Origin of the sequence: Pectobacterium aroidearum (assembly GCF_041228105.1) — a bacterium.
Classification (GTDB): Bacteria; Pseudomonadota; Gammaproteobacteria; order Enterobacterales; family Enterobacteriaceae; genus Pectobacterium; species Pectobacterium aroidearum.
Genome location: NZ_CP166097.1, coordinates 4311833 through 4336818, shown reverse-complemented (window position 1 = coordinate 4336818; position 24986 = coordinate 4311833). Strand labels below are relative to the sequence as shown.

At 54.3% G+C, this 24986-nt stretch carries 22 protein-coding genes; 14 read left to right on the top strand and 8 right to left on the bottom strand.

All coding sequences use genetic code 11. The features are described 5' to 3' along the window. Window positions 1-62: 62 nt before the first annotated feature. The 7 genes from rbfA (at window position 63) to AB8809_RS19515 (ending at window position 7255) form a co-directional block, all read left to right on the top strand. The gene (rbfA, locus tag AB8809_RS19545; protein ID WP_012773289.1) at window positions 63-461 is read left to right on the top strand and encodes a 30S ribosome-binding factor RbfA; all 399 of its coding nucleotides are present in this window, start codon (window positions 63-65) and stop codon (window positions 459-461) included. After that, complete coding sequence (truB, locus tag AB8809_RS19540; protein WP_349855316.1) at window positions 461-1405, top strand: tRNA pseudouridine(55) synthase TruB; 945 nt, start codon at window positions 461-463, stop codon at window positions 1403-1405. Before rbfA ends, truB begins: the two co-directional genes overlap by 1 nt. 121 nt (window positions 1406-1526) lie before the next feature. After that, entirely contained in the window at window positions 1527-1796 is a 270-nt protein-coding gene (rpsO, locus tag AB8809_RS19535) for a 30S ribosomal protein S15 (protein ID WP_010279698.1), read from the top strand. A gap of 249 nt (window positions 1797-2045) precedes the next feature. Then, window positions 2046-4166 (top strand): polyribonucleotide nucleotidyltransferase, encoded by a 2121-nt coding sequence (gene pnp, locus AB8809_RS19530; RefSeq protein ID WP_012773291.1) that lies wholly within the window; start codon window positions 2046-2048, stop codon window positions 4164-4166. Between the two features lie 140 nt (window positions 4167-4306). Beyond that, window positions 4307-5191: a lipoprotein NlpI gene (gene nlpI / locus AB8809_RS19525; RefSeq protein ID WP_012773292.1), complete on the top strand. Its 885-nt coding sequence runs from the start codon at window positions 4307-4309 to the stop codon at window positions 5189-5191. A 104-nt stretch (window positions 5192-5295) separates the two neighbouring features. Next, window positions 5296-5373: a protein YrbN gene (gene yrbN, locus AB8809_RS19520; protein WP_155116494.1), complete on the top strand. Its 78-nt coding sequence runs from the start codon at window positions 5296-5298 to the stop codon at window positions 5371-5373. After that, on the top strand, window positions 5366-7255 hold the full coding sequence (locus tag AB8809_RS19515; protein WP_180777465.1) for a DEAD/DEAH family ATP-dependent RNA helicase: 1890 nt from the start codon (window positions 5366-5368) through the stop codon (window positions 7253-7255). The genes yrbN and AB8809_RS19515 overlap by 8 nt, the downstream gene beginning before the upstream one ends. Window positions 7256-7365: 110 nt before the next feature. Here AB8809_RS19515 and AB8809_RS19510 read toward each other — a convergent pair whose 3' ends face one another. From AB8809_RS19510 to AB8809_RS19500, 3 genes are all read right to left on the bottom strand, one after another. After that, window positions 7366-8373 (bottom strand): luciferase-like monooxygenase, encoded by a 1008-nt coding sequence (locus AB8809_RS19510; RefSeq protein ID WP_181829684.1) that lies wholly within the window; start codon window positions 8371-8373, stop codon window positions 7366-7368. Between the two features lie 165 nt (window positions 8374-8538). Next, window positions 8539-9417, bottom strand: a complete 879-nt coding sequence (locus tag AB8809_RS19505) for a U32 family peptidase (RefSeq protein ID WP_181829683.1) — start codon at window positions 9415-9417, stop codon at window positions 8539-8541. 11 nt (window positions 9418-9428) lie between these two features. Next, a complete protein-coding gene (locus tag AB8809_RS19500) occupies window positions 9429-10424 on the bottom strand; it encodes a peptidase U32 family protein (protein WP_039502133.1) in 996 nt (331 codons plus the stop codon). Window positions 10425-10800: 376 nt separating this feature from the next. Between AB8809_RS19500 and AB8809_RS19495 the strand changes: the two genes are divergently transcribed. Beyond that, window positions 10801-11325, top strand: a complete 525-nt coding sequence (locus AB8809_RS19495) for an SCP2 domain-containing protein (protein ID WP_012773297.1) — start codon at window positions 10801-10803, stop codon at window positions 11323-11325. Then, window positions 11319-11861 carry an N-acetyltransferase gene (locus tag AB8809_RS19490; protein WP_349855313.1) on the top strand — a complete coding sequence of 181 codons (543 nt, stop codon included), beginning with the start codon at window positions 11319-11321 and terminating at the stop codon, window positions 11859-11861. The genes AB8809_RS19495 and AB8809_RS19490 overlap by 7 nt, the downstream gene beginning before the upstream one ends. Before the next feature lie 24 nt (window positions 11862-11885). Here AB8809_RS19490 and AB8809_RS19485 read toward each other — a convergent pair whose 3' ends face one another. Further along, the gene (locus tag AB8809_RS19485) at window positions 11886-12185 is read right to left on the bottom strand and encodes a GIY-YIG nuclease family protein (RefSeq protein ID WP_180777469.1); all 300 of its coding nucleotides are present in this window, start codon (window positions 12183-12185) and stop codon (window positions 11886-11888) included. A 203-nt stretch (window positions 12186-12388) separates the two neighbouring features. Between AB8809_RS19485 and AB8809_RS19480 the strand changes: the two genes are divergently transcribed. From AB8809_RS19480 to deoD, 5 genes are all read left to right on the top strand, one after another. Then, entirely contained in the window at window positions 12389-13867 is a 1479-nt protein-coding gene (locus AB8809_RS19480) for an amidohydrolase (RefSeq protein WP_349855311.1), read from the top strand. A 651-nt stretch (window positions 13868-14518) separates the two neighbouring features. Further along, a complete protein-coding gene (gene deoC, locus AB8809_RS19475) occupies window positions 14519-15298 on the top strand; it encodes a deoxyribose-phosphate aldolase (protein WP_012773301.1) in 780 nt (259 codons plus the stop codon). 146 nt (window positions 15299-15444) lie between these two features. Continuing rightward, on the top strand, window positions 15445-16773 hold the full coding sequence (gene deoA, locus AB8809_RS19470; RefSeq protein ID WP_349855310.1) for a thymidine phosphorylase: 1329 nt from the start codon (window positions 15445-15447) through the stop codon (window positions 16771-16773). A gap of 87 nt (window positions 16774-16860) precedes the next feature. After that, window positions 16861-18084 (top strand): phosphopentomutase, encoded by a 1224-nt coding sequence (deoB, locus tag AB8809_RS19465; protein ID WP_349855309.1) that lies wholly within the window; start codon window positions 16861-16863, stop codon window positions 18082-18084. A gap of 45 nt (window positions 18085-18129) precedes the next feature. Next, a complete protein-coding gene (gene deoD / locus AB8809_RS19460) occupies window positions 18130-18849 on the top strand; it encodes a purine-nucleoside phosphorylase (RefSeq protein WP_039485937.1) in 720 nt (239 codons plus the stop codon). Window positions 18850-18899: 50 nt separating this feature from the next. Here deoD and AB8809_RS19455 read toward each other — a convergent pair whose 3' ends face one another. The 4 genes from AB8809_RS19455 to AB8809_RS19440 all read right to left on the bottom strand — a co-directional run bounded on the left by AB8809_RS19455 (window position 18900) and on the right by AB8809_RS19440 (window position 24845). After that, complete coding sequence (locus AB8809_RS19455; protein ID WP_349855308.1) at window positions 18900-20636, bottom strand: SbmA/BacA-like family transporter; 1737 nt, start codon at window positions 20634-20636, stop codon at window positions 18900-18902. A 48-nt stretch (window positions 20637-20684) separates the two neighbouring features. Next, window positions 20685-23180, bottom strand: a complete 2496-nt coding sequence (locus tag AB8809_RS19450; protein ID WP_349855307.1) for a TonB-dependent siderophore receptor — start codon at window positions 23178-23180, stop codon at window positions 20685-20687. Between the two features lie 148 nt (window positions 23181-23328). Further along, entirely contained in the window at window positions 23329-24306 is a 978-nt protein-coding gene (locus tag AB8809_RS19445) for a FecR domain-containing protein (RefSeq protein WP_012773307.1), read from the bottom strand. Then, window positions 24303-24845, bottom strand: a complete 543-nt coding sequence (locus tag AB8809_RS19440) for a sigma-70 family RNA polymerase sigma factor (protein WP_349855306.1) — start codon at window positions 24843-24845, stop codon at window positions 24303-24305. The genes AB8809_RS19445 and AB8809_RS19440 overlap by 4 nt, the downstream gene beginning before the upstream one ends. Window positions 24846-24986 lie beyond the last annotated feature (141 nt).

Below are 24986 nucleotides of genomic sequence, written 5' to 3'. Positions count from 1 at the left end.
GACGACGTAAGCTATTCGTAAGGGGGGCCTAGTGCCCCCCGATTTTTACTGGAGAATTTATCATGGCAAAAGAATTCAGCCGCACCCAGCGCGTTGCGCAGGAAATGCAAAAAGAAATCGCCATTATCATTCAGCGTGAAGTAAAAGATCCGCGTATCGGCATGGCGACCGTATCCGGTGTGGAAGTTTCTCGCGATCTGGCGTATGCCAAAGTTTTTGTGACCTTCCTTAATGATAACGAGCCAGAACAAGTTAAAACGGCGCTGAAAGCACTGCAGGATGCTTCTGGTTTTATTCGTACACTGGTTGGTAAGGCAATGCGTCTGCGTGTTGTCCCGGCACTGACCTTCTCCTACGACAACTCGTTGGTTGAAGGGATGAGAATGTCCAACCTGGTGACCAATGTGGTCAGAAACGATACGGAACGTCGTTCTGTTACGGGCGAAGATCAGGAGGATTAATGAGTCGTCCTCGTCGCCGTGGCCGTGATGTACACGGCGTATTGCTATTAGATAAGCCGCAGGGCGTGTCGTCTAATGATGTTTTACAGAAGGTAAAACGGATTTTTAACGCTAACAGAGCGGGCCACACGGGGGCATTGGATCCATTAGCCACCGGTATGTTGCCGATTTGCCTTGGGGAAGCGACGAAATTTTCCCAATACCTGCTGGATTCAGATAAACGCTACCGTGTTATTGCTCGCCTTGGGCAACGAACCGACACCTCTGATGCCGATGGCAACGTGATTGAAGAACGGGCGATTGGTTTTTCTGCTACGGAACTGGAGCAGGCGCTGGAGGGCTTTCGTGGCACCACGCAGCAAGTGCCATCCATGTACTCAGCGCTGAAATATCAGGGGCGTAAGCTGTATGAGTATGCCCGTCAGGGGCTGACGGTTCCGCGTGAAGCACGTGAAATCACCGTGTACGAACTGCAGTTCATTCGCTGGGAAGGGGATGAGCTGGAGTTAGAGATCCATTGCTCTAAAGGGACATACATCCGTACCATTATTGATGATTTGGGCGAAAAGCTGGGCTGTGGCGCGCATGTGATTTACCTGCGTCGTTTGCAGGTGGCTACGTATCCTATCGAAAGAATGGTAACGCTGGAGCAGTTGGCCACATTGGTCGAGCAGGCTCAGGCACAAGAGCTTTCGCCTTCGCTGAGTCTCGATCTGCTGCTCATGCCGATGGAAAGCCCGGTTATTGATTTTCCTGAAGTGAATTTGACGCCCGTTGTCGCCGGTTATTTGAAGCTGGGGCAGCCCGTTCAGGCCGCGAATACGCCGTTGAACGGTATGGTGAGAATCACCGAAGGCGACGCGCACACGTTTATCGGTATGGGTGAAATCGACGGCGATGGTCGCGTTGCGCCACGGCGTCTGGTTGTTGAGTATCCGGTGTAAACCCGCCCGTTGCTGCCTTGCTATCGCAGAACGCTGAGGGTAGAATAGCGCGGCTTGACTGCTGGGTGGCTGAATTAGAGATCGGCGCCCGTTTTTTTATCTATAATGTTGGAGTATTACAATGTCTCTAAGTGTTGAAGCTAAAGCTAAAATCGTAGCAGACTTCGGTCGTGGCACTAACGATAGTGGTTCTACTGAAGTTCAGGTTGCTTTGTTGACTGCGCAGATCAACCATCTGCAAGGCCACTTTTCTGAGCACAAAAAAGATCACCACAGCCGTCGTGGTCTGCTGCGTATGGTTTCTCAGCGTCGTAAGCTGCTGGACTACCTGAAGCGTAAAGATGTAGCACGTTACACCAGCCTGATCGAGCGTCTGGGTCTGCGTCGCTAAGTCTTCTGAGTTTCAGTGGGAAGGGGCCTCTTTTGGCCCCTTTCTTCTAGGAAGCGTTAGCAAAACAGAGTAGTGTATTGTTGTTAATATGATCTTTCATTACAGAGGTTCGCGCGGCTAATGAGAGGCTTTATCTGCATGAGCAAGATAAGGGTTGTCATTAGTCGTGAGGATGTAGTGTAAAGGTCGGGAGTTCACTGGCGCGTTTATCTTGAATACGTGTAGCGCGCCCCAGCTAAGGATATTATTTTGCTGAATCCGATCGTTCGTAAGTTTCAATATGGTCAGCATACCGTTACGTTAGAGACCGGTATGATGGCTCGCCAGGCTACCGCCGCTGTGATGGTAAGCATGGATGACACCGCGGTATTCGTTACCGTGGTCGGCGCGAAAAACGCCAAACCCGGCCAAAGTTTCTTCCCATTAACGGTTAACTATCAGGAGCGTACCTACGCTGCCGGACGTTTCCCTGGTGGTTTTTTCCGTCGTGAAGGACGTCCAAGCGAAGGCGAAACGCTGATTTCTCGTCTGATCGACCGTCCAATCCGCCCTCTGTTCCCAGAAGGTTTCCTGAATGAAGTTCAGGTGATTGCGACCGTGGTTTCCGTTAACCCACAGGTTAACCCTGACATCGTTGCCATGATTGGTGCCTCTGCGGCGCTGAGCCTGTCTGGCATTCCGTTCAGCGGACCTATCGGCGCTGCACGCGTTGGTTACCTGAACGATCAGTATGTTCTGAACCCAACGACAGATGAGCTGAAAGAAAGCCGTCTGGATCTGGTTGTTGCAGGTACAGAAGGCGCGGTTCTGATGGTGGAATCCGAAGCCGACCTTCTGAGTGAAGACCAGATGCTGGGCGCAGTGGTATTTGGCCACGATCAACAACAGGTTGTGATCGAAAACATCAACGCTCTGGTTGCCGAAGCGGGCAAACCGAAGTGGGACTGGCATGCGCCAGAAGTGAATGTTTCTTTAGAACAGCGTGTACAGGCTCTGTCTGAAGCTCGTTTGGGTGACGCTTACCGCATCACTGAAAAACAAGAGCGTTATGCACAAGTTGACGTCATCAAAGCTGACGTTGAAGCCGCTCTGCTGGCAGAAGATGAAACGCTGAACGCGGGTGAGATCCAGGAAATTCTGGGCAACGTCGAGAAAAACGTTGTACGTAGCCGCGTGCTGGCTGGCGAACCACGTATCGATGGCCGTGAAAAAGACATGATTCGTGGTCTGGATGTGCGCACTGGCGTACTGCCGCGTACCCACGGTTCTGCACTGTTCACCCGTGGTGAAACTCAGGCGTTGGTCACCGCGACGCTGGGTACCGAGCGTGACGCACAGACCATCGACGAGCTGACCGGCGAACGTACCGATCGCTTCCTGCTGCACTACAACTTCCCTCCGTACTCTGTTGGTGAAACGGGTATGGTTGGTTCGCCTAAGCGTCGTGAAATTGGTCACGGTCGTCTGGCTAAGCGTGGCGTGTTGGCTGTTATGCCGAAGGCGAGTGAATTCCCGTACACCGTCCGTGTAGTATCTGAAATCACGGAATCCAACGGTTCTTCCTCTATGGCGTCTGTCTGCGGTGCGTCTCTGGCACTGATGGACGCGGGTGTACCGATTAAATCAGCCGTTGCGGGTATCGCGATGGGTCTGGTGAAAGAAGGCGACAACTTTGTTGTGCTGTCCGATATTCTGGGTGACGAAGACCACCTGGGCGATATGGACTTCAAAGTTGCCGGTAGCCGTGAAGGTATCACCGCGCTGCAGATGGATATCAAGATCGAAGGGATTACCCGTGAGATCATGCAGGTTGCGTTGAATCAGGCCAAAGGTGCGCGTTTGCACATTCTGGGCGTGATGGAACAGGCAATCAGCACACCACGTGGCGATATCTCTGAATTTGCACCACGTATCCACACCATCAAGATCAGCACCGATAAGATCAAAGATGTCATCGGTAAAGGTGGTTCTGTGATTCGTGCGTTGACCGAAGAAACGGGCACCACCATTGAAATCGAAGACGATGGTACTGTGAAGATCGCTTCAACTGACGGCGAAAAAGCGAAACACGCGATTCGTCGTATTGAAGAGATCACTGCTGAAATCGAAGTTGGCCGCGTGTATCAGGGTAAAGTTACCCGCATCGTTGACTTTGGTGCTTTCGTCGCTATCGGCGGCGGCAAAGAAGGCCTGGTGCATATTTCTCAGATCGCCGATAAGCGCGTAGAGAAAGTGACTGACTACCTGCAAATGGGTCAGGAAGTACCGGTCAAGGTTCTGGAAGTTGATCGTCAGGGCCGCGTACGCTTAAGCATCAAAGAAGCAACAGCGCCAACTCAGGAAGCGGCAGCCCCGTCTTCTGAGGAATAACGACTGTTAGAAAACAGTCTTATGGCACCTTGCCTGATTATCATGGCAAGGTGCCTCGTCTATCGTAAGGGTATGGATGTCCTTGCGTTGAGCAGTCCGGGACAGGATGTTCATCCAATGTTTGTCTTCGGGAGTGGGAAATGAAGCCTTTCTTGCGCTGGTGTTATGTTGCAACAGCACTCATGCTGGCAGGATGCAGCAACACGGATTGGCGTAAAGACGCAGTATTGGCGATTCCGTTACAGCCTACTTTACAGCAGGAAGTGATTCTGGCACGCATGGAACAAATCCTTGCAAGCCGGGCATTAACCGATGATGAGCGAGCACAGCTATTATATGAGCGCGGAGTGCTGTATGATAGTCTCGGGTTACGGGCATTGGCGCGGAATGATTTTTCACAAGCGCTGACGATCCGCCCTGATATTCCAGAAGTTTTTAACTATTTGGGTATCTATTTAACGCAGGCAGGCAATTTTGATGCTGCCTATGAAGCGTTTGATTCTGTACTAGAGCTTGATCCAACTTACAATTACGCGCGTTTAAACCGGGGCATCGCTTTGTATTACGGCGGTCGCTACCTGTTAGCGCAGGATGATCTGCTGGCGTTTTATCGAGACGATCCGAATGATCCTTTCCGTTCGTTGTGGCTGTATCTTGTGGAGCGAGAAATCAATCCAGAGACGGCCAAAGTTGCGTTGAAGAAACGCTATGACGACGCCAAGAAAGGGCCTTGGGGATGGAATATTGTCGAATTCTACCTGGGTGGTATCAGTGAAAAAACACTGATGCAGCGTTTACAGGAAGAAGCTACGGATAACACTTCGCTCGCTGAGCATCTCAGTGAAACTGACTTCTATTTAGGTAAGCACTACCTAAGTCTGGGGGACAAGAACACCGCTTTGGCGCTGTTCAAGCTGACGGTTGCCAACAACGTCCATAACTTTGTTGAGCACCGCTATGCATTGTTGGAATTGGCGCTATTAGGCCAAGAGCAAGACGACCTATCAGGATCGGACCAGCAATAGCTGACGAACATCTAATCAGCCTGAAAAACTTCGGTTATCACCTTCACGGGTGAGGGCTTTTTTGTTCGCTTTTTAATCCAATTTGAGCCGGTTCACACTTTTCAATGAAAATGACTGAAAATTTTCACGACGAGTTATGTAGACTGGCCGCCATGTGTAATGAGGCACGTGTACATGACTGATTTAGTAACTTCTTTTGCCGATTTGGGGTTGAACACCTCTATCCTTAATGCCCTGACTGATTTGGGCTATGAAAAACCGTCTCCGATTCAGGCGGAATGTATTCCTCACCTGCTGAACGGTCGCGATGTGCTGGGTATGGCACAGACCGGTAGCGGTAAAACAGCAGCGTTCTCTCTGCCATTACTGAACAATCTGAAACCTGAGCTTAAAGCACCACAGATTCTGGTGCTGGCACCGACCCGTGAGCTGGCGGTGCAGGTAGCAGAGGCCTGCAATGATTTCTCCAAACATATGCACGGCGTTAACGTCGTCGCACTGTATGGCGGCCAACGCTATGACGTGCAACTGCGCGCGCTGCGCCAGGGTGCGCAGATTGTCGTGGGTACGCCGGGTCGTCTGCTGGATCACCTGAAACGCGGTACGCTGGATCTGTCCAACCTGAGTGGTCTGGTACTGGACGAAGCCGATGAAATGCTGCGTATGGGCTTCATCGAAGATGTTGAAAACATCATGGCTCAGATCCCTGCTGAACATCAGACTGCGCTGTTCTCTGCGACCATGCCTGAAGCGATTCGCCGCATTACGCGCCGTTTCATGAAAGATCCGCAGGAAGTTCGCATTCAATCCAGCATTACCACGCGTCCAGACATCAGCCAGAGCTACTGGACGGTGCAGGGTATGCGTAAAAATGAAGCGCTGGTGCGTTTCCTGGAAGCAGAAGATTTTGATGCGGCGATTATTTTCGTTCGTACCAAAAATGCAACGCTGGAAGTGGCTGAAGCCCTGGAACGTAGCGGCTACAACAGCGCCGCGCTGAACGGTGATATGAACCAGGCGCTGCGTGAGCAAACGCTGGAGCGTCTGAAAGATGGCCGTCTTGATATCCTGATCGCGACCGACGTTGCGGCGCGTGGTCTGGACGTTGAACGTATCAGCCTGGTCGTCAACTACGATATCCCGATGGATGCCGAGTCTTACGTTCACCGTATTGGCCGTACCGGTCGTGCGGGTCGTGCGGGTCGTGCTCTGCTGTTTGTTGAAAACCGTGAGCGCCGCCTGCTGCGCAACGTTGAGCGCACAATGAAGCTGACGATTCCTGAAGTGGAATTGCCAAATGCAGAATTGCTGGGTCAACGCCGTCTGGCTAAGTTTGCTGCTAAAGTACAGCAACAGCTGGAAAGTAGCGATCTGGATATGTACCGCGCGCTGTTGACGAAACTGCAACCGCAGGAAGAGCTGGATGTCGAAACGCTGGCTGCGGCGTTGCTGAAAATGGCGCAGGGTGAACGTCCTCTGATTCTGCCACCGGATCCTGTGTTCCGTCCTCGTCGCGAATTCCGCGATCGTGATGATTCCCGTAGTGATTCACGTGGCGATCGTCGCCGTGATCCGCGCGATTCTCGCGAAAGCCGTGACGGTGACCGTCCGCAACGTCGTGAGCGTCGTGATGCAGGCGAAATGGAACTGTATCGTATCGAAGTGGGCCGTGATGACGGTGTTGAAGTTCGTCACATTGTTGGCGCAATTGCCAACGAAGGCGATATCAGCAGCCGCTACATCGGTAACATCAAGCTGTTCGCGTCTCACTCGACGATTGAACTGCCGAAAGGTATGCCGGGTGACCTGTTATCACACTTTACCCGCACGCGTATTCTGAACAAACCGATGAACATGCAATTGTTGGGTGATGCTCAGCCGCATGAACGTCGTGGCGGTGGCCGTCCTGGTGGCGAACGTCGTGATGGCGCTGCTCCACGTCGCTCTTTCGGCGGTGGTGAACGTCGTGAAGGTAACGGTGGTGAGCGTCGCGAGCGTTCTTTCAACCGTGATAACCGTGACGGTGCTTCACGCGCTCCACGTCGTCGTCCTGCTGACGCGTAAGCTTCACTTCAGCTTGCTTCAATACAGGCTGTCGTAACAAAATCAGCTGCAATATAAAACGACCCGTTCAGGGTCGTTTTTTTTGGTTCAAACAAATCTATCAACGTACGTTAAAGCGTTTGCCGCACATCCATCGCAATTTCAAAAGATTGCAGGCGTGCCTGATGGTCAAATATTTGGCCATTGATCATCACTTCGTCCGCCTGTGTTTCTCGCAACAGACTCTGCAATCCATGACGCACCTTGGCGCGATCGCCAACAATGGACAGCCGTAATGCTTGATCCGCGCCAAACTGCTCGGCAGGTGATCCTACCGTGTCGATGTTTTCTACCGGTGCGGGGAGCGGGCCCGGTGTACCACGGCGCAGGTTGATGAATTGTTGCTGCATCGAGGTAAAGAGGAAACGTGCATCCCGATCGCTCTCTGCCGCGACTACATTCACGCAAACCATCGCGTAAGGTTTGGCGTGGGTGGCTGAAGGGATAAAGTGTTCGCGATAGAGATGGAACGCTTCCAGCAACATATCGGGCGCGAAATGGGCGGCGAAGGCAAAAGGCAACCCCAGTCTTGCGGCCAGTTGTGCGCTGTACAGGCTCGATCCCAATAGCCAGATCGGAACGTGTAAACCTTGTCCCGGAACGGCTTGCACCGGTTGACCCGGCTGTGCATCGGCGAAATAGCGTTGCAGTTCCTGCACATCTCGTGGGAAATCTTCAATATCGGCATTGAGGTGACGGCGCAGTGCCATCATGGTGCGCTGGTCGGTGCCGGGGGCACGGCCTAATCCCAAATCGATGCGGCCGGGATACAGCGATTCCAGCGTACCAAATTGCTCTGCAATGACGAGAGGTGAGTGGTTCGGCAGCATCACGCCGCCGGAGCCGAGACGAATGCGCGCCGTTCCCGAGGCAAGATAGCCGAGCAGCACTGAGGTTGCTGCGCTGGCGATACCGGTCATGCTGTGGTGTTCTGCCAGCCAATAGCGGTGATAGCCCCATTTTTCTGTATGTTGCGCCAGATCCAGCGAACGATGGAAGGCGTCACGTGCTGTCGCACCCTGTGGAATAGGCGCAAGATCGAGGACGGAAAACACAGCAGCTTGAGAAGGTGTGGACATAATATGACTCACTTTGTTGTTCACTGACTCCACCTGAGCGATGGATGCTAATGCCGTCAGTCAATGATGAAAGTCAGATCAGTATGCGGGAATGTCACGGTTATACGTAGTTCAAAGGTGCGCTTAGGAAGGAAAGGGCGGCATGCCGCCCGGATAGGATGTGGCTTACGGGACAAGCTCAAGGCCAGCGACGCGGCGCCAGTAGCCGTTACAATCGGCCTGATTTTCCAGCGCTAATGGTGCAGTGCCTTGTTCGTTGGCGCGGAATTTATCCAGCATCGCCAGCGTGCTGATATCGTTCGGGGACAGCCGGACAATATCCACCAGATCCCGCATCGACGCCAGCTCGTTACCGAGGTTGTAGCAATAGCCGCTTTGCGTCTGGATACCATTCAGGACAAAGACCTGCTGGTTCTCCTGCGACAGCATTTTTCTGCCTTGCGGGTAACTCAGGCAGCAGGTTTCACATTCGTCTTTTGGTCGATCTTCTGAACGTGCGGTGAAGCAGCGGGCGGAATAGGCTAACGGCAAATGTCCGTAGCTGAGCACTTCCACCTCAAATTGGTGGCGAAAGCCAAGCTCGTCACACTGATTCAGCAGGTTTTGCAGCCAGTCACGAGAAAGCTCGACTGGCATACACCAACGCACCATGCCTTGTTTGTGCAGCACACGTAGGGTGTATGCGTTGTAGCAGTTGAGCGCGTGTCCGGCGACAAACGGCAGGTTGCGTTCGGCTGCAATATTGACGGCACCCAGATCGTTCGCTTCCAGCAAGAATTCGCCATTTTCTACATAGCGTTTCAGTTCCGTGAGCTCAGACGGAGCTTGTAAGAGCGCCAGCGTTGAGATCACCACCTGCTTGCCGCTGCTGGCGACTTCGCGGGCCACGTTGAACCAGTCCGCCACCTTCATCAGTCGGCGTTTGCTGCACACCGTTTCGCCGAGATAGACGATATCGGCGCTGCTGCTTACCGCAGCCTGATAAAACGCCTCGACGTCCTCTTTCGGCCAATAGTAGAGAATATTCCCTAATGCGTATTTCATGTGTTCTCCCACTACTGCCATTTACGGTGATAAGCACCGAGTGTGGTCTGCGTGCCTTCGGCCACCGCACCTAACGCGTCCATCCAGGCCTGTGTTGGCACGAATGTCTCAGGATTGGCGCGGCAGCGATCGATAGCCTGCCGCCATACCTGCGTAATCTGGCTGACATAGGCCGGACTACGCTGGCGACCCTCTATCTTCACGGAAGCAATATTGGCGGCCATCAACTCAGGCAGAAGCTCCAGCGTGTTCAGGCTGGTGGGTTCTTCCAGCGCGTGATAGCGCTGCCCATCAACGAGGTAGCGGCCTTTACATAGCGTGGGATAACCGGCGTTTTCATCATCCTGATAGCGGTCGATGAGAATATTGTTCAGGCGTGATTCCATGCCGTTCTCCGTCTGCTGCCAGCGTACGAATCGCGCGGGTGAACAGGCACCCACGGTATTCGGTGATTCACCGGTCAGATAAGACGAGAGATAACAGCGGCCTTCCGCCATGATGCACAGGCTACCGAAAGCAAAAACTTCGAGCGGCACTGGGCTGGTGCGGGCGATTTGCTTCACCTGATGAATGGACAGCACACGTGGCAGCACAATGCGTGAGACATCAAAATGACGATGATAGAAACGGATCGCTTCAGTGTTTGTCGCCGAAGCCTGCACCGACACGTGACGCTCAATGTGAGGATAGCGTTCGGCGGCGTACTCCAGCATGGCGAGATCGGCGAGGATCAGCACGTCAGCGCCGATCTGTGCTGCCATATCCACGGCTCGCTGCCAGCGCTGATAACCGTCCGGGTGAGCAAACGTATTGATGGCGATATGCAGTTTACGCCGATGGCGGTGCACGTATTCGCGCGCTTCCTGGAGTTTCTTATCGGTAAAATTCAGCCCGGCAAAATGACGAGCGTTGGTGTCGTCCTTCAAGCCGATATAGACCGCATCTGCGCCATTATCGATGGCCGCTTTCAGTGCCGGCAGGTTGCCGGCGGGGCAAAGCAATTCCATACACAATCCTTCATTAATCCCTTCGGTGCCGTCGCGGCTCGTACGATCAATGATGTTTAGACTGACGATCGCTGTTGATGACGGCGTTCTGCCATCCCCCTTGCGGGTTGTCGCGAGCGATGCTGAAAACCGTTTACGACGATTTTTTATCAGTCGATGAATGTTGTTAACGATTGAGAATCTTAATTAACCCATCAGGTAAGGACTTTGATTTAAGGCAGTTTATGGTGCTAATCGTTGCGCAAGGACAAAATCTGTTGGGCATAATCGGATAACCGACTAAATTATTGACATAGACCTCTTCCGCTCGCGGTGGATGTGGCAAAATGTTTGCAGATTATCTGAACAGTCAGATTGCTTTAAGAGGAGTACGCCAGTGTTGGAAAAACTACGAGCGCAGATTGTGCGTCAGGGGCCGAGCTTATTAGGTAAGCCACTCAAGTTCACCCCCTTTGCGCTACAGCGTCAGGTTTTGGAACAGATGTTGGGCTGGCAGTTCCGTCAGGCGCTGGAGGAGGGCGATCTGGCATTTCTCGAAAGCCGCTGGCTGAAAATTGAGGTACGTGACGTCGGTTTGCAGTGGTTTATGACGCTGCGCGATGGCCGTCTGGTGGTGAGCCATGATGAAACGCCGGATGTCAGCTTTAGTGCGGACGCGAACGATCTGATTTTGATCGCCGCGCGTAAAGAAGATCCCGATACGCTCTTTTTCCAGCGTCGTCTGCGCATTGAAGGCGATACTGAGTTAGGTTTGTATGTGAAGAACCTGATGGACGCCATTGAGCTTGAAGCCATGCCTGCGCCGCTGCGTATCGGCCTGCTGCAATTGGCGAATTTTGTTGAAGCTGGTTTACAGGAGGGCGTGGTGCAAACAGCAAATCACGCGCCAGTATCATGCTAGTTCGGGTGGAAATTCCCGTTGATGCCGCCGGGATCGACAGCTTATTGCGCCGCGCTTTTCCTACGGGTGCAGAAGCCGATCTGGTGCATCAACTGCGTGAAGACGGCTTATTGACGCTTGGCGTTGTAGCAACCGACGATGAAGGTGGAGTGGTGGGCTACGCGGCATTCAGCCCAGTGCTGATCGAAGGTGAGGATCGGCTGTGGGTGGCGCTTGCGCCGTTGGCGGTAGACGAAAGTCTGCGCCGGCAGGGCGTGGGGGAAAAGCTGGTCTACGAAGGCCTGGATGCGCTGAATGAATTTAGCTATACCGCCGTCGTTGTGCTGGGTGAGCCTGCTTACTATTCCCGCTTTGGTTTCGTTCCGGCTACAGAGCACCAGTTGCATTGCCGCTGGCCGGACAGTGAATCGGCGTTTCAGGTCTACCCGCTAGCGGATAATCAGGTTGCTGGTGAAAATTCATCTGAAGGCGAAAACGGATTTGAACAGGCGACCGGTCTGGTTGAATACGCCGAACCGTTTAACCGCTTTCTCTAACATGATTTGTTAACCGATAACACATCAATACATTGTGTCTGAAATGCATAGTGTCTGAGGCTGGTCTTGTACCAGCCTTTCTTTTTGGCTTTTGCTCAACTGCTTAATACGATATTCCAGTTTGAGTGCGTTTGAGCGGTCGCCCGCCAGACAGTGAAACACCAGCGTCAGCTCCCCTTTCCCCCGCAGCGCTTTCGCCCCTTTTCCCGTTTGATGTTGATTCAGGCGGCGGCTGACATCCGTCGTGATACCCGTGTACAGCGCTCCGGTGATTGTGCGCAGTATATACAGATACCACTGGGGATGTTCGATGTGTTCAGTCATGGTCTTGTCTATGGATTATTGTTTGAAAAAGTGATTTGTCCCAGCTAAACATAAATAGCATGTCCTACTCATCGTATTTCACACCAATCGTATTTCAAACCATTAGTACTTCAAACAGTCAGCATTTCAAATAACTAGCACTGCATCGCATTAATAGCCGTTATTCACCACGATGCACTTCTTTTACGGATAGGGAAAAACGTATGACACTGAAACGATATATACCCCCCGCGCTGGCCGTAGCGTTCTCTTCTTGTCTCCTCTCACTGGGTTATGCCGCTGAACTGGCAGAGAAAGATCGGGAAACGATTGTGAACGCCGTTGCGAACTACTCCACCCAAATGACAACCGTTGCTCAGCAGATCTGGTCGAAGCCCGAGCTGGGTTATCTGGAAACCAACACGTCCCGGCTGCTACAGGATGAGCTAAAAGCGGCCGGGTTCAGCGTTGAAGCGGGTGTCGCGGGCATTCCGACTGCGTTTGTGGCGACGGCGGGGAAAGCGGGTGGGCCGGTTATCGGTATTCTGGCCGAGATGGACGCGCTGCCGGGCTTCTCTCAGGCCGCGACGCCGGAGCGTTCGCCGGTTGCTGGCATTGAAGCCGGACATGCCTGCGGGCATCACCTGTTTGGCGCGGGGTCGGTAGGCGCCGCGATTGCGCTGAAGCAGTGGCTGGAGGCAACGGGAAAACCTGGCCAAATCCGGGTTTACGGCACGCCGGCTGAAGAAGGCGGTTCCGGTAAAGTGTATATGACGCGAGCGGGGCTGTTTAAGGATGTGGATGTGATGCTGCACTGGCATCCGGGCGATGAAAATTCGGCCTCGCAAGATTATTCGCTGGCGAATGTGAACGGTAAATTCCGTTTCTATGGCCGCTCTGCGCATGCCGCGTTGGCACCAGAGAAAGGGCGTTCGGCGCTGGACGGCGTGGAGGCGCTGAATTTTATGGTGAACGCGATGCGGGAACATGTGCCGCAGGAAACGCGTATTCACTATGTGATTACCGATGGTGGCAAAGCGCCGAACGTGGTGCCGGATTTCGCCGAAGTGTATTACTACGTGCGTCATCCCGATCCGGCCGTGGTCGCCAGCGTGACCGATCGTATCCGTAAAGCGGCGGAGGGTGCTGCGCTGGGAACCGAAACGCGCTATGAGTTTGAAATTCTCGGCGGCGTGTACAGCCTGTTGCCGAACAATGTGTTGGGAAAAGTGATGGATGACAGCCTCAGAAGTGTTGGGGCACCACAGTGGGATAAGGCGGATACGGATTTCGCCACTGCGTTACAAAAAACGTTGGATCAAGCCAAATTGCCGCCGCTTTCCAGTGCCGCGAATATTGCGCCGTATCATTTTGGTCAAACGGGATATGCATCGACCGATGTGGGTGATGTCAGTTGGGTAGTACCGACGGTCGGGCTGGGAACGGCGACCTGGGTGCCTGGTGTGCCGGCACACAGCTGGCAGGCGGTGGCATCCGGCGGCATGGCGATTGGCTATAAAGGCATGGACGTAGCGGCTAAAACGCTGGCCGTTACAGGAGCCAAGCTATTGAGCGATCCTGCATTGATTCAACAGGCGAAAGCTGAGTTTGATAAGAACCGTGGCGAGAACTTCCACTATAAGCCGCTATTAGGCGACCGGGAACCCGCACTGGATTACCGTAAACCTTCCGCAGGGAAATAATTTTCCTGCTCTGCCTACGCTTTCTCTCTGTGTTTAGGGAGAAAGCGCTATGCTTACTACATACCCGTCATACTTCAAGTTGCATGTGCGTTGGCTGCGTTCAGTCACCCGAATCACTTACTCAAGTAAGCTCATCGGGACTCCTTCGCTTGCCGCCTTCCTGAAACTTGAATTATTTAGGGTATATATGACTTCAACCAGAAGCATCGGGCGATCTGTGACCGCGTGCTGCCGCCTCTTTATTCCTTTATGAAGGGCGGAGCTGGCCGACAAGGCTGTCAGCTCTCTTCCCCCGGCTTGGCCTTATTCAGGGAAGTATGTGTGATTGAAATCACATATAATCACTATCTATTGCATTTCTCTTACATCAAGTGTGAATGAATGCACAAAATAGTCCGGCATGGCGTGTTCAAATGTTTGATATGCCCACGTGTATAAAGAGTTTCTTTCGGTATCGTTCTTTCGGTGTTGAAATCATCACAGGATGAATTGTAGAGGAAGGCTGATTGCGGTGAGAAGGATCTCGGTGCCGCTACAGGTTGTTTCTCCTGAGCGCTATCTTCAAGGAACCAAGTCCGCTCGCCAAACGTGCTGGTTTTACACCAGTTTATGTTCAGGCCGGTTAGACCGGCTGACGAGTTGGAGAGTTGTATGAACAAGCTGACCACGGCCGCGCAACGTGCGCTGGAGCTGATGGATTTAACTACGCTGAATGAGGATGATACGGATGAAAAAGTGGCGGCGCTCTGCCGTCAGGCGAATAGCCCGGCAGGGAAAACTGCTGCTATCTGTATCTATCCCCGTTTTATCCCCCTGGCGAAAAAGGTCCTGCGTGAGCAGGGTACGCCGGATATCCGTATTGCGACGGTAACCAACTTCCCGCACGGCAATGATGATGTTGACATCGCGGTTGCAGAAACCAAAGCGGCGATCGCCTACGGCGCTGATGAAGTTGATGTCGTCTTCCCCTATCGCGCCCTGATAGCAGGCAACGCGCAGATCGGTTTTGAGCTGGTGCAGGCATGTAAAGCCGTGTGTCAGGATGCCCACGTGCTGTTGAAGGTGATCATCGAGACGGGTGAACTAAAACAAGACGCGCTGATTCGTCAGGCCAGTGAGATTGCGATTGATGCGGGTGCGGATTTCATTAAAACCTCAACTGGCAAAGTACCCGTAAACGCGACACCAGAGAGTGCGGCGATCATGCTGAAGACGATCCGTGATAAAGGCGTAGGCGAACGCGTTGGTTTTAAAGCCGCGGGTGGCGTACGCAACGCGGAAGATGCCGCCATCTATCTGCAACTGGCAGACGATATCATGGGCGCCGAATGGGCGACGGCGCTGCACTTTCGCTTTGGCGCCTCCAGCCTGCTGGCAAGCCTGTTGACGACGCTCGGCCATGCCGCCGTCGCTCCACAGGGCAGCTACTGATCGCACGCATACGACGCACGATGTTATTCGTGACCACATTTTTTTCATGACAGCATTCTGTTTATGACGGCATTGGCTCACAACAGTACATGCGCTCGCAGCGACAGGCTGCGGGGCCATATCAGAATTCATCAGGAGTACAGACCTTGTTTCTGATTCAGGAAATTATTCGTAAGAAGCGTGACGGAAAAGCGCTAAGCGAAGAAGAGATCCGCTTCTTTATCAACGGTATTCGTGACAATACCGTCTCTGAAGGCCAGATCGCGGCTCTGGCGATGACCATTTATTTTCATGACATGTCGATGGATGAACGTGTGGCGCTGACGCTGGCGATGCGTGATTCCGGCACGGTACTGGACTGGAAGAGTTTGAACCTGAACGGCCCGCTGGTGGACAAACACTCTACCGGCGGCGTGGGTGATGTCACTTCGCTGATGCTGGGGCCGATGGTCGCTGCCTGCGGGGGATACGTTCCGATGATTTCCGGGCGTGGCTTGGGACATACCGGCGGCACGCTAGATAAGCTCGAAGCGATTCCGGGATTGGATATCTTCCCGAACGATGACGATTTTCGTCGCATCATCCAGCAGGTCGGCGTCGCGATTATTGGGCAGACCTCCTCGCTGGCTCCGGCGGATAAGCGCTTTTACGCCACGCGTGACATTACCGCCACGGTCGACTCCATCCCGCTCATTACCGCGTCGATTCTGGCGAAGAAGCTGGCTGAAGGGCTGGATGCGTTGGTGATGGACGTCAAAGTGGGTTCTGGGGCGTTTATGCCGACCTACGCGCTGTCCGAACAGCTGGCGCAGGCGATTGTCGGCGTAGCGAATAACGCGGGATGTCGCACCAGTGCGCTGCTGACGGACATGAATCAGGTGCTGGCTTCTAGTGCGGGTAATGCGCTGGAAGTGCGGGAAGCCGTACGTTTCCTGACGGGGGAGAGCCGCAATCCGCGTCTGTATGATGTTACTATGGCGCTCTGTGGCGAGATGCTACTGGCGGGTGGGCTGGCAAGCTCGGCAGACGACGCGCGTTCACGCCTGCAGGCAGTGTTGGATAACGGCAAAGCCGCTGAAGTCTTTGGCCGCATGGTGGCCGCACAGCGCGGCCCAGGTGATTTTGTCGAACACTACGATCGCTACCTGCCGGTGGCGACATTGAGTAAGCCAGTGTTCGCGGCGCGGGAAGGTATCGTGACGGCGATGGACACCCGCGCGCTGGGCATGGCAGTCGTATCGCTGGGCGGCGGGCGCCGTCAGGCTACCGATACGATCGATTACAGCGTCGGTCTGGATAGCATGATTAGCCTGGGTGAGCGCGTTGACGCGCAGCGCCCGCTGGCGGTGATCCATGCCAATACGGAAGCGCAATGGCAACAGGCGGCAAATGAGGTTCGCGCTGCGATCCAACTGGGCGACACGGCGCCAGAAAAGACCCCGATGGTCTATCGCCGGGTGAGCGCAGAAGCGTGATCGCCAGAGTGGGTTATTGGTCGTCTTGAAATTGATATTCCCCTGCTTAGGCAGGGCGTTAGCGCAGAGCTGCGCAGGAGAAAAAGAATGAAACGTGCATATATTATGGTTCTTGACTCGTTTGGCATCGGCAGCAGTGCGGATGCAGAACGTTTTGGTGATGCGGGTTCGGATACGCTGGGTCATATCGCTCAGGCGTGTGCAGCGGGAACGGCGGATAAAGGGCGCAGCGGCAAGCTGCATTTGCCGAACCTGAGCCGTCTGGGGCTGGGTAAAGCCGCTGAGGCCTCAACGGGAACGTTCCCGGCAGGACTGGATGAAAATGCAGACATCATCGGTGCTTACGCACACGCCAGTGAAATCTCTTCGGGTAAAGATACGCCGTCTGGCCACTGGGAAATTGCCGGTGTGCCTGTCCTGTTCGACTGGGGCTATTTTAAAGATGAAGAAAACAGTTTTCCGCAGGCGCTGCTGGATAAACTGGTGAAACGTGCCAATCTGCCGGGCTATCTGGGCAACTGCCACTCTTCCGGTACGGTGATTCTGGATCAACTGGCAGAAGAACACATGAAAACCGGCAAGCCGATCTTCTACACCTCTGCTGATTCCGTGTTCCAGATTGCCTGCCATGAAGAGACGTTCGGCCTGGATAAGCTGTATGAGCTGTGCGAGATTGCCCGCGAAGAGCTGACCGAAGGGGGCTACAACATCGGACGCGTGATCGCCCGTCCGTTTATCGGCGACAAACCCGGCCACTTCGAACGTACCGGCAACCGTCACGATCTGGCCGTTGAACCGCCAGCGCCGACCATTCTGAAAAAGATGGTGGATGAAAAAGGCGGTGAAGTGGTTTCCGTTGGGAAGATTGCCGATATCTATGCGCAGGTTGGTATCACGAAGAAAGTGAAGGCGACCGGTATTGATGCGCTGTTTGACGCCACGCTGAAAGAGATGGATAGCGCGGGTGACAACACCATCGTATTTACCAACTTTGTTGATTTCGATTCTGCCTACGGCCACCGCCGCGATATTCCGGGTTATGCTGCCGCGTTGGAACTGTTTGACCGTCGCTTGCCGGAAATGCTGTCCCGCGTAAAAGGCGACGACATCCTGATTCTGACGGCCGATCACGGCTGTGACCCGAGCTGGCACGGCACCGATCACACCCGTGAGAACGTCCCCGTGTTGATCTATGGCCCGAACGTGAAGCCGGGCTCATACGGCCACCGTGAAACCTTCGCCGATATCGGGCAGACGGTTGCGGCCTACTTTGGCCTGTCGCCTATGGACTACGGTAAATCGATACTGTAAAACACACCGTTTTTACGTGAACTTGATTAATTAAGGAATAAACGCATGGCTACGCCACATATTAATGCAGAAATGGGTGATTTCGCGGACGTTGTTCTGATGCCGGGCGATCCGCTGCGCGCTAAGTACATCGCAGAAACCTTTCTGGAAAATGCCCGCGAAGTGAACAACGTGCGTGGTATGCTGGGTTTCACTGGCACGTATAAAGGCCGTAAAATTTCGGTGATGGGCCACGGTATGGGGATCCCCTCCTGCTCAATCTATGCGAAAGAGCTGATTACCGAATTCGGTGTGAAGAAGATCATTCGCGTGGGTTCCTGCGGTGCGGTACGTGAAGATGTGCAACTGCGTGACGTGGTGATCGGCATGGGGGCCTGTACGGATTCCAAAGTAAACCGTATGCGTTTCAAAGATCACGACTACGCGGCGATTGCCGATTTCGACATGGTGCGTAATGCCGTTGATGCTGCCAAAGCTCGCGATGTTTCTGTCCGCGTCGGTAACATCTTCTCCGCCGATCTGTTCTATACGCCAGACCCGCAGATGTTCGACGTGATGGAAAAATACGGCATCCTGGGTGTGGAAATGGAAGCGGCCGGTATCTACGGCGTCGCGGCAGAGTTCGGTGCGAAAGCGCTGGCCATCTGTACCGTTTCTGACCACATTCGTACGGGTGCGCAGACCACGTCAGAAGAGCGTCAAAACACCTTTAACGAGATGATCGAGATCGCGCTGGAATCCGTTCTGCTGGGCGATAACGAGTAATATCATACTAGCCCGGACATCCGTTCCGGGCTGTTTTTCTGTATTTCCCTTCATATCCTGCCGTAAGCAACCTGCTGATTGTCCGCTGCTGGCGGCGCAACATAAGGCTCGTCTGTGTGCGCTTTCTTCTCTGGCGCGAGTGGTGTTAACCGTATCTGATGCGTGAAACAAGCCAGCACGGCAGGCTGATGGCTGACGGCTAACACGATAGTGCGTGGCAACACAGTCCTGATGTGATCTAACAGCTGAAGCGCCGCCGCGTCATCGAGCTGGCTGGTGGCTTCATCCAGACAAAGCAGCGTCGGGCGCAGCAGCAGCGCGCGGGCGAGTGACAGGCGCTGTTGTTCGCCGCCTGATAGCACCCGGCTCCAATTTTCAGTGTCGTCCAGACGAGGAATCAGCGAGGCCAGCCCGGTTTGTTCCAGCACCGCGATCAGCTGTGCGGTATCCGCTAACTGCACCTGCGGATAACACAGTACCTGACGCAGCGTGTCCTGCGGTAAATAGGCCTTTTGTGGCAAAAACAGCGTGTGGCCAGCGGGGAAATGCCAGTCTCCTTGTGAAACAGGCCACAATCCTGCCAGCGCACGCAGCAGCGTGGTTTTTCCCGTGCCGCTGGCTGCACTGAACGCCGCCCATTCGCCAGCCTGAAGCGTGAGCGTCAGCGGGGCGAAATGCGGCGAACCATCAGGGCGCGGTACGGATAGCGCGTTGATATGCAGAGTATGGCCTTCATGGCGCGGTGTCTCTGGCGCAGGCAGCTGCTGTAAGCGCTGCTGGAATTCCCACAGCCGCTCAATCGTGGAAGACCATTGAACTAGCTGACGATAGGCATCGATAAACCAGCCAAAGGCATCCAGCACATAGCCGAAGGCGGATCGCGCCTGCATAATCGCCCCGAGGCTTACCTGACGAGCAAGAAACAGCGGCAGAGTAGCGAACACCGGAATAATCAGGCTGAAACGGAAATAGCTGGTGGTAAAGCTTTCCAGCCGAAATTCCCGCGCCATTAGGCGCTGCCAGTTTTGCACGATGGGCAGGAAATGTTGCCGCATCCGCTGCTGCTCGGCGTCACTCCCCTGATAAAACGCAATTTGTTCGCTGTTATCCCGAACCCGCAGCAGCGTGGCGCGGTAGTCGGCCTCCGCCCGCTGACGTTCAATGTTCAACTTGTGCAGGCGGTGACCCAGCCGATGTGTGACCACGCTGGCGAGGGCGGCGTAGGCGAGGGCAATCCACACCAGATAGCCGTGTATCGTGATGGTATAGCCGCTTAATGTGAAAGTATGAACGCCAGAAAGCTGCCATAGAATGGCGATAAAAGAGAAAAAGCGGGCGGTATTTTTCAGCAACGAGAGCAGGAGTTCGAGGCTTTGTTCGATCAGCAGGCGAATATCTTCCGCGATACGCTGATCGGGGTTATCCAGCCCGGCACTGAGCTGATAGTGGGCGTGATTGCGCAGCCAATCCTGCTCATACTGATGCGTCATGGTATCGCGCCAGCGGATAATCAGCTGTTTCTTGAGCCAGTTGCCGCAGATGATCACCAACACGAACAGCAGCGTATAGGCCAGATAGCGCACCGCCATATCGTAGATGGAGGCGTGCTGAAAGTAGTCGGCCAGCGCGTCGTAAAAATCCCTGCTCCAGTTATTGTACTGCACGCTGATCCACACGACGGAGAGCGTCAGGCTCATAATCAGCAACAGCAATAACCACAACAGCGTGGCGCGTGTAGTCAGCCAGAAAGGTGCGACCAGAGAATAAAAGCGTTTAAGCGTTTGCATAATGGGGTGAGCGATGGCCTGCCAGCAGAGGCTGGCAGGCGCAGACGCTTAGAAATTCCACTTCGCGGTCAACATGAAATTACGCGGATCGCCGTAATAGTTGTTGCCGCTAAGATGGCGGTTGTTCAGGTTTAAGAAGTAGGTTTTATCCGTCAGATTATTGCCCACCAGATTGAAGCTCAGGTTCTTGCTGTACTGATAGCGGACATTGGCGTTAAACAGCGTATAGCCGCCCTGAGACAGGCCAAAAGTGCGGTTTGGATAGGTTTGCGTCTCAGTTTGTGCCGTCATACCCGCGCCAATCGTCCATTGGTTCAGTTCACCCGGCAGATTGTATGAGGTGTAGAGCTTGAACATGTGCTTTGGCGTACGCGGGCTAAACTGCGCGGCTCTTTCACTCGCGCTGCCTTCAAGATATTTACTGTTGGTCAGGGTATAACCCGTCTGAACCTGCCAGCCTTCAGCCAGTTTCCCCGTGACATCCAGTTCTACCCCCTGGCTTTGTACCTTGCCTTCGGGCTGTGAGCAACTTGTGCCGATCAGGCAAACCGAGCTATTTGCGACGGTCATTGCCCGATTTTCCTGAATGATGCGGAACAGGGCCAACGAGGTATTCAGATCGCCATCAAAGAACTCGCCCTTTATGCCGGTTTCATAGTTGGTGCCGGTAATGGCGGGCAGCAGGTTGCCGTTGCGGTCTTTTTCGCTCTGTGGCTTGTAGATTTCGGCGTAGCTCAGGTACCAGGTGTAGTTATCGGCGAAGTCCCACAGCAGGCCGCCGTAAGGTACAAACTCATTGCTGGCATGCAGGCTGCTGAGTGAGGACGTATTACGGAGATGGTTAGTGAAATACTCATCATAGCTGTAGGCGCTGTAGCGGCCGCCCAGAATCAGCTTCCAGTCATCGGCCAGTTCTAATCTGGCCGTGGCAAACGCGCCGCGCTGATACAGATTAAAGCGGTCGTTATAGTGGTTGTTGTAGAGACTCGTATTTGACCAGTCCGGTTCTGCCAGCGAATTGGGCTGCCAGTTAAAAATGTTCACGGTGCTGGTGTTGTTAATGCGGATGTGGTTGTTATCGAAGTTCTCTTTCTGATAATCACCGCCCACCACCAGTTCGTGACTGCGCCCCAACAGCTCGAACTGACCGTTCAGGCTCAGGTTGTAGCCCCACTGTTCGGCCTTATTGTCGTAGCGCAGGTTATTGTTCAGCACCGAGTTTCCCGTTGCCGGATTCACGCCGCTTGTACCGTTTATGATACCGATATAGCTACTTGCCGCGCGGGAATGGATATAGTTCAGCGCGGTTTTCAGCGTCCAGTCATTATCGAAGTGGTGTTCCAGTTCGACAAACGGGTTAATTTTTTCAAATTCGATGCGGTTCCAGCTTGCGCCCAGATAGGTGGATCGTGGCAGGTTCAGGCTGCTTTTATCGGTGGCGAACGGGACGCCATACACATCAGGCACGCCTCGGGTTTTTTGCCAGTTGATGCCCCCAGTTACCGTGGTGGACGGCGTCAGGTCGTAGGCCAGCGTACCGAACAGCACCTTTCTTTCACTGTGTTCGTAATCTTTAAAGCTTTGTTTATCCTGATAAACGCCAACGAGACGGCCGCGCAGGCTGGCATCGTCGTTCAGCGGCCCAGAGACATCGAGTTCACTGCGGTAATTATCCCAACTGCCCGCGCCAACGCTGCCGGAGGCCTGAAAGTTGTGAGTCGGCTGCTTGCGCACCAGATTAACGGTGCCGCCCGGCTCGCCATTCCCTTGTGACAGACCGGACGCCCCGCGCAGGATCTCCACGCGGTCATAGATCGCCAGATCGGGCGATTCACTGGAGGACTGAACCGCGCCCATGTTGGAGACGCTGTTCTGGCTGGAGAAGTTAACGCCGTCTTCCTTGATATTATCCATCACGAAGGCGCGTGATTCGTATTTCACCTGATAGCTGTTCTGATTGACCACGTTAATGCCGGTGGTTTGCTTCATGGCCTCATCCAGCGAGGTCATATTCTGATCGTCCATACGCTGGCGTGTCACGACGCTCACCGACTGCGGCGTTTCTCGCGGCGACAGGTTCAGCTGTGTCGCGGTGTTCATGCTGCGCGTGGTGTAGGACTGAGTGCCTTCGGTCACGCCGTTGCGATTGACCCCCGCTACGACCAGCATCTCATCTTCCTGCGGTATTCTCTGTAAGCGCCAGGCGCCGTTAGGCTGCGGAATCACCTGAAGTCCGCTTCCGGCTAGCAGAGCCGAAAACCCGCCATCGACGCTGTAATTCCCTTGCAGGGACGGCCCGGTTTTTCCTGTCGCCAACTGTGCATCGCCGACCAGATAAACGCCCGACTGGGCGGCAAACTGGTTTAGCTGCTGGTTAAGCGGTCCGGCGGGGATTGCGTAGGTTTTGGTTGCCGCCACGACTGCTGTTTCTGCGGCGGTTACGGTGGAATGCGCGAAAAGCGGTGCGCCGCACAGTAGCAGATGAACGGCAATCGCCAGTTTGGAAGGAGTGCGCTGTGTTGAGAAAAATGGAATCAATGCCATGAAAATTCGCCTTCTGACCCAGAGTAAAAATTGGTGGTTTTACTGTGAATCGAACGACAGCAGGAAAAGGGGAACTCAAAAGAGAAAATTTTTTATCTGTCCCCTAAAAAGCAGTATCCGGAAAGTGGGGACGGTTATGCGGACGATATCAGCGCGGTTCGACTGTCACCCACCACGGAAAACGGCGATGGATGCGAACCGGGAAGGCTTGCGCCAGCATGTTCAGCGCCATGTCGGTATCGGTTAAGGGGAAGGTGCCCATCACGCGTAAATCGGCAATGGCGGGTTGGCACGCCAGATAGCCATGACGATAGCGAGACAGCTGCGCCACAACCTCTCCCAGCGGCATGTTGTCCGCCTGTAGCCTGCCGTGTGACCAGTCGGCATCGTTCTGCTGATTGGGCAAAATGCTACCCTGACCGTCGGCATTGAAGCGCAGATGGTAGCCAGCGTTAACCCGACGCGCGGCAGAGGCGTATCTGGCGCTGGCATCGACCGCATGTTGGTAAACGGTCAGCGTGGTGGCCTCCGGTTCTTGCGCGACGCTAAAACGCGTGCCCAGTGCCTGCATGCGCCCTTGTGCGGTGGTGACAAAGAAAGGTCGCGCGTCGGCAGCGGTCTCAATCAGAATGTCCCCGGCCAGCAGGGCGATTTCCCGCCGCTGGTCGCTGTAGCGGATATCAATCGCGCTGGCGGTATTCAGCCACAGCCGGGTATTGTCCGGTAACGTCAGCGATTTGATTTCTCCTACCGCGCTGTGATGATCGGCCGTCATCGCCAGCAGCGAGTCTTTTAGCGGCGTGTGGCGGTAAGTCAGCCAGGAGAGGAGTGTGCCGGTGCTGAGCAGCGCAGCGAGTTTGAGCGCGCGACGACGTGTCATCGACGCAGGTTTGTGCAGCAACGTATCCAGCGCGGGTTGTTGGCCATCGCCACGCAGCGGCTGGAAACGCTGGCTGACCGTGAGCACAAACTCCCAGGCATGGCGGTGTTCCTCGCTTTCGTCCATCCAGCGCTGCCAGTGGTGGTAGTGCTCATCGCCAGGTTCCCGATCGCACAGCTGGGCGTACCACTGTGACGCCTGCTGCAAGGCAATAAAGCTGGGTTTGTTCAGGCTGGGGTTATTCATGGACGAGCGTCCTGACCGTCCGCGTCTATCTCCGCTTCCAGCAGCACACAATGCAGCATGGCTTGCGCCATGTATTTTTTCACCATGCGTTCGGAAACGCCCAGCGCCTCGGCAATGTCCCGATAGGGGCGTCCCTGTACCTGCGCCATGATAAAAGCGGCACGCACCTTCTCGGGCAACGCACGCAACATGGCATCGACCTGATACAGGGTTTCGAGAATGATATTGCTGTCTTCCGCTGACAGGGCAACCGGCTCCGGCTGTTCGGCGAGCGAGGCGAGCCAGACGCGCTCGATTTCCCGCTTGCGCCAGAGATCGACGCACATGCCTTGCGCCATCACGCTCAGATAAGCCCGCGCACCCGCGTGGCTGTCGAACTGACGTGGCTTCAGCAAGAGCCGTACAAAGACATCCTGCGCCAGATCTGCTGCATCACACAGATTCCCCAGCCGTTTGCGTAATAGCCCCTGCAACCAGCCATGATGCTGGCAATAGAGCTGATGCATATCTGCTGAGGTATCAATATTGGCTGATGACATGTCTGGTGCCTGAACCGGAACGATAGGAGGTCAAATTTCAGGCGCATCTTAGTTGAGAATGATTTTTATTTCAACGCTAAGGAAAATGTGGGTACCGATGATGGAGGGAAAATATCCCACCCGCGTACGACTATCAGGGGG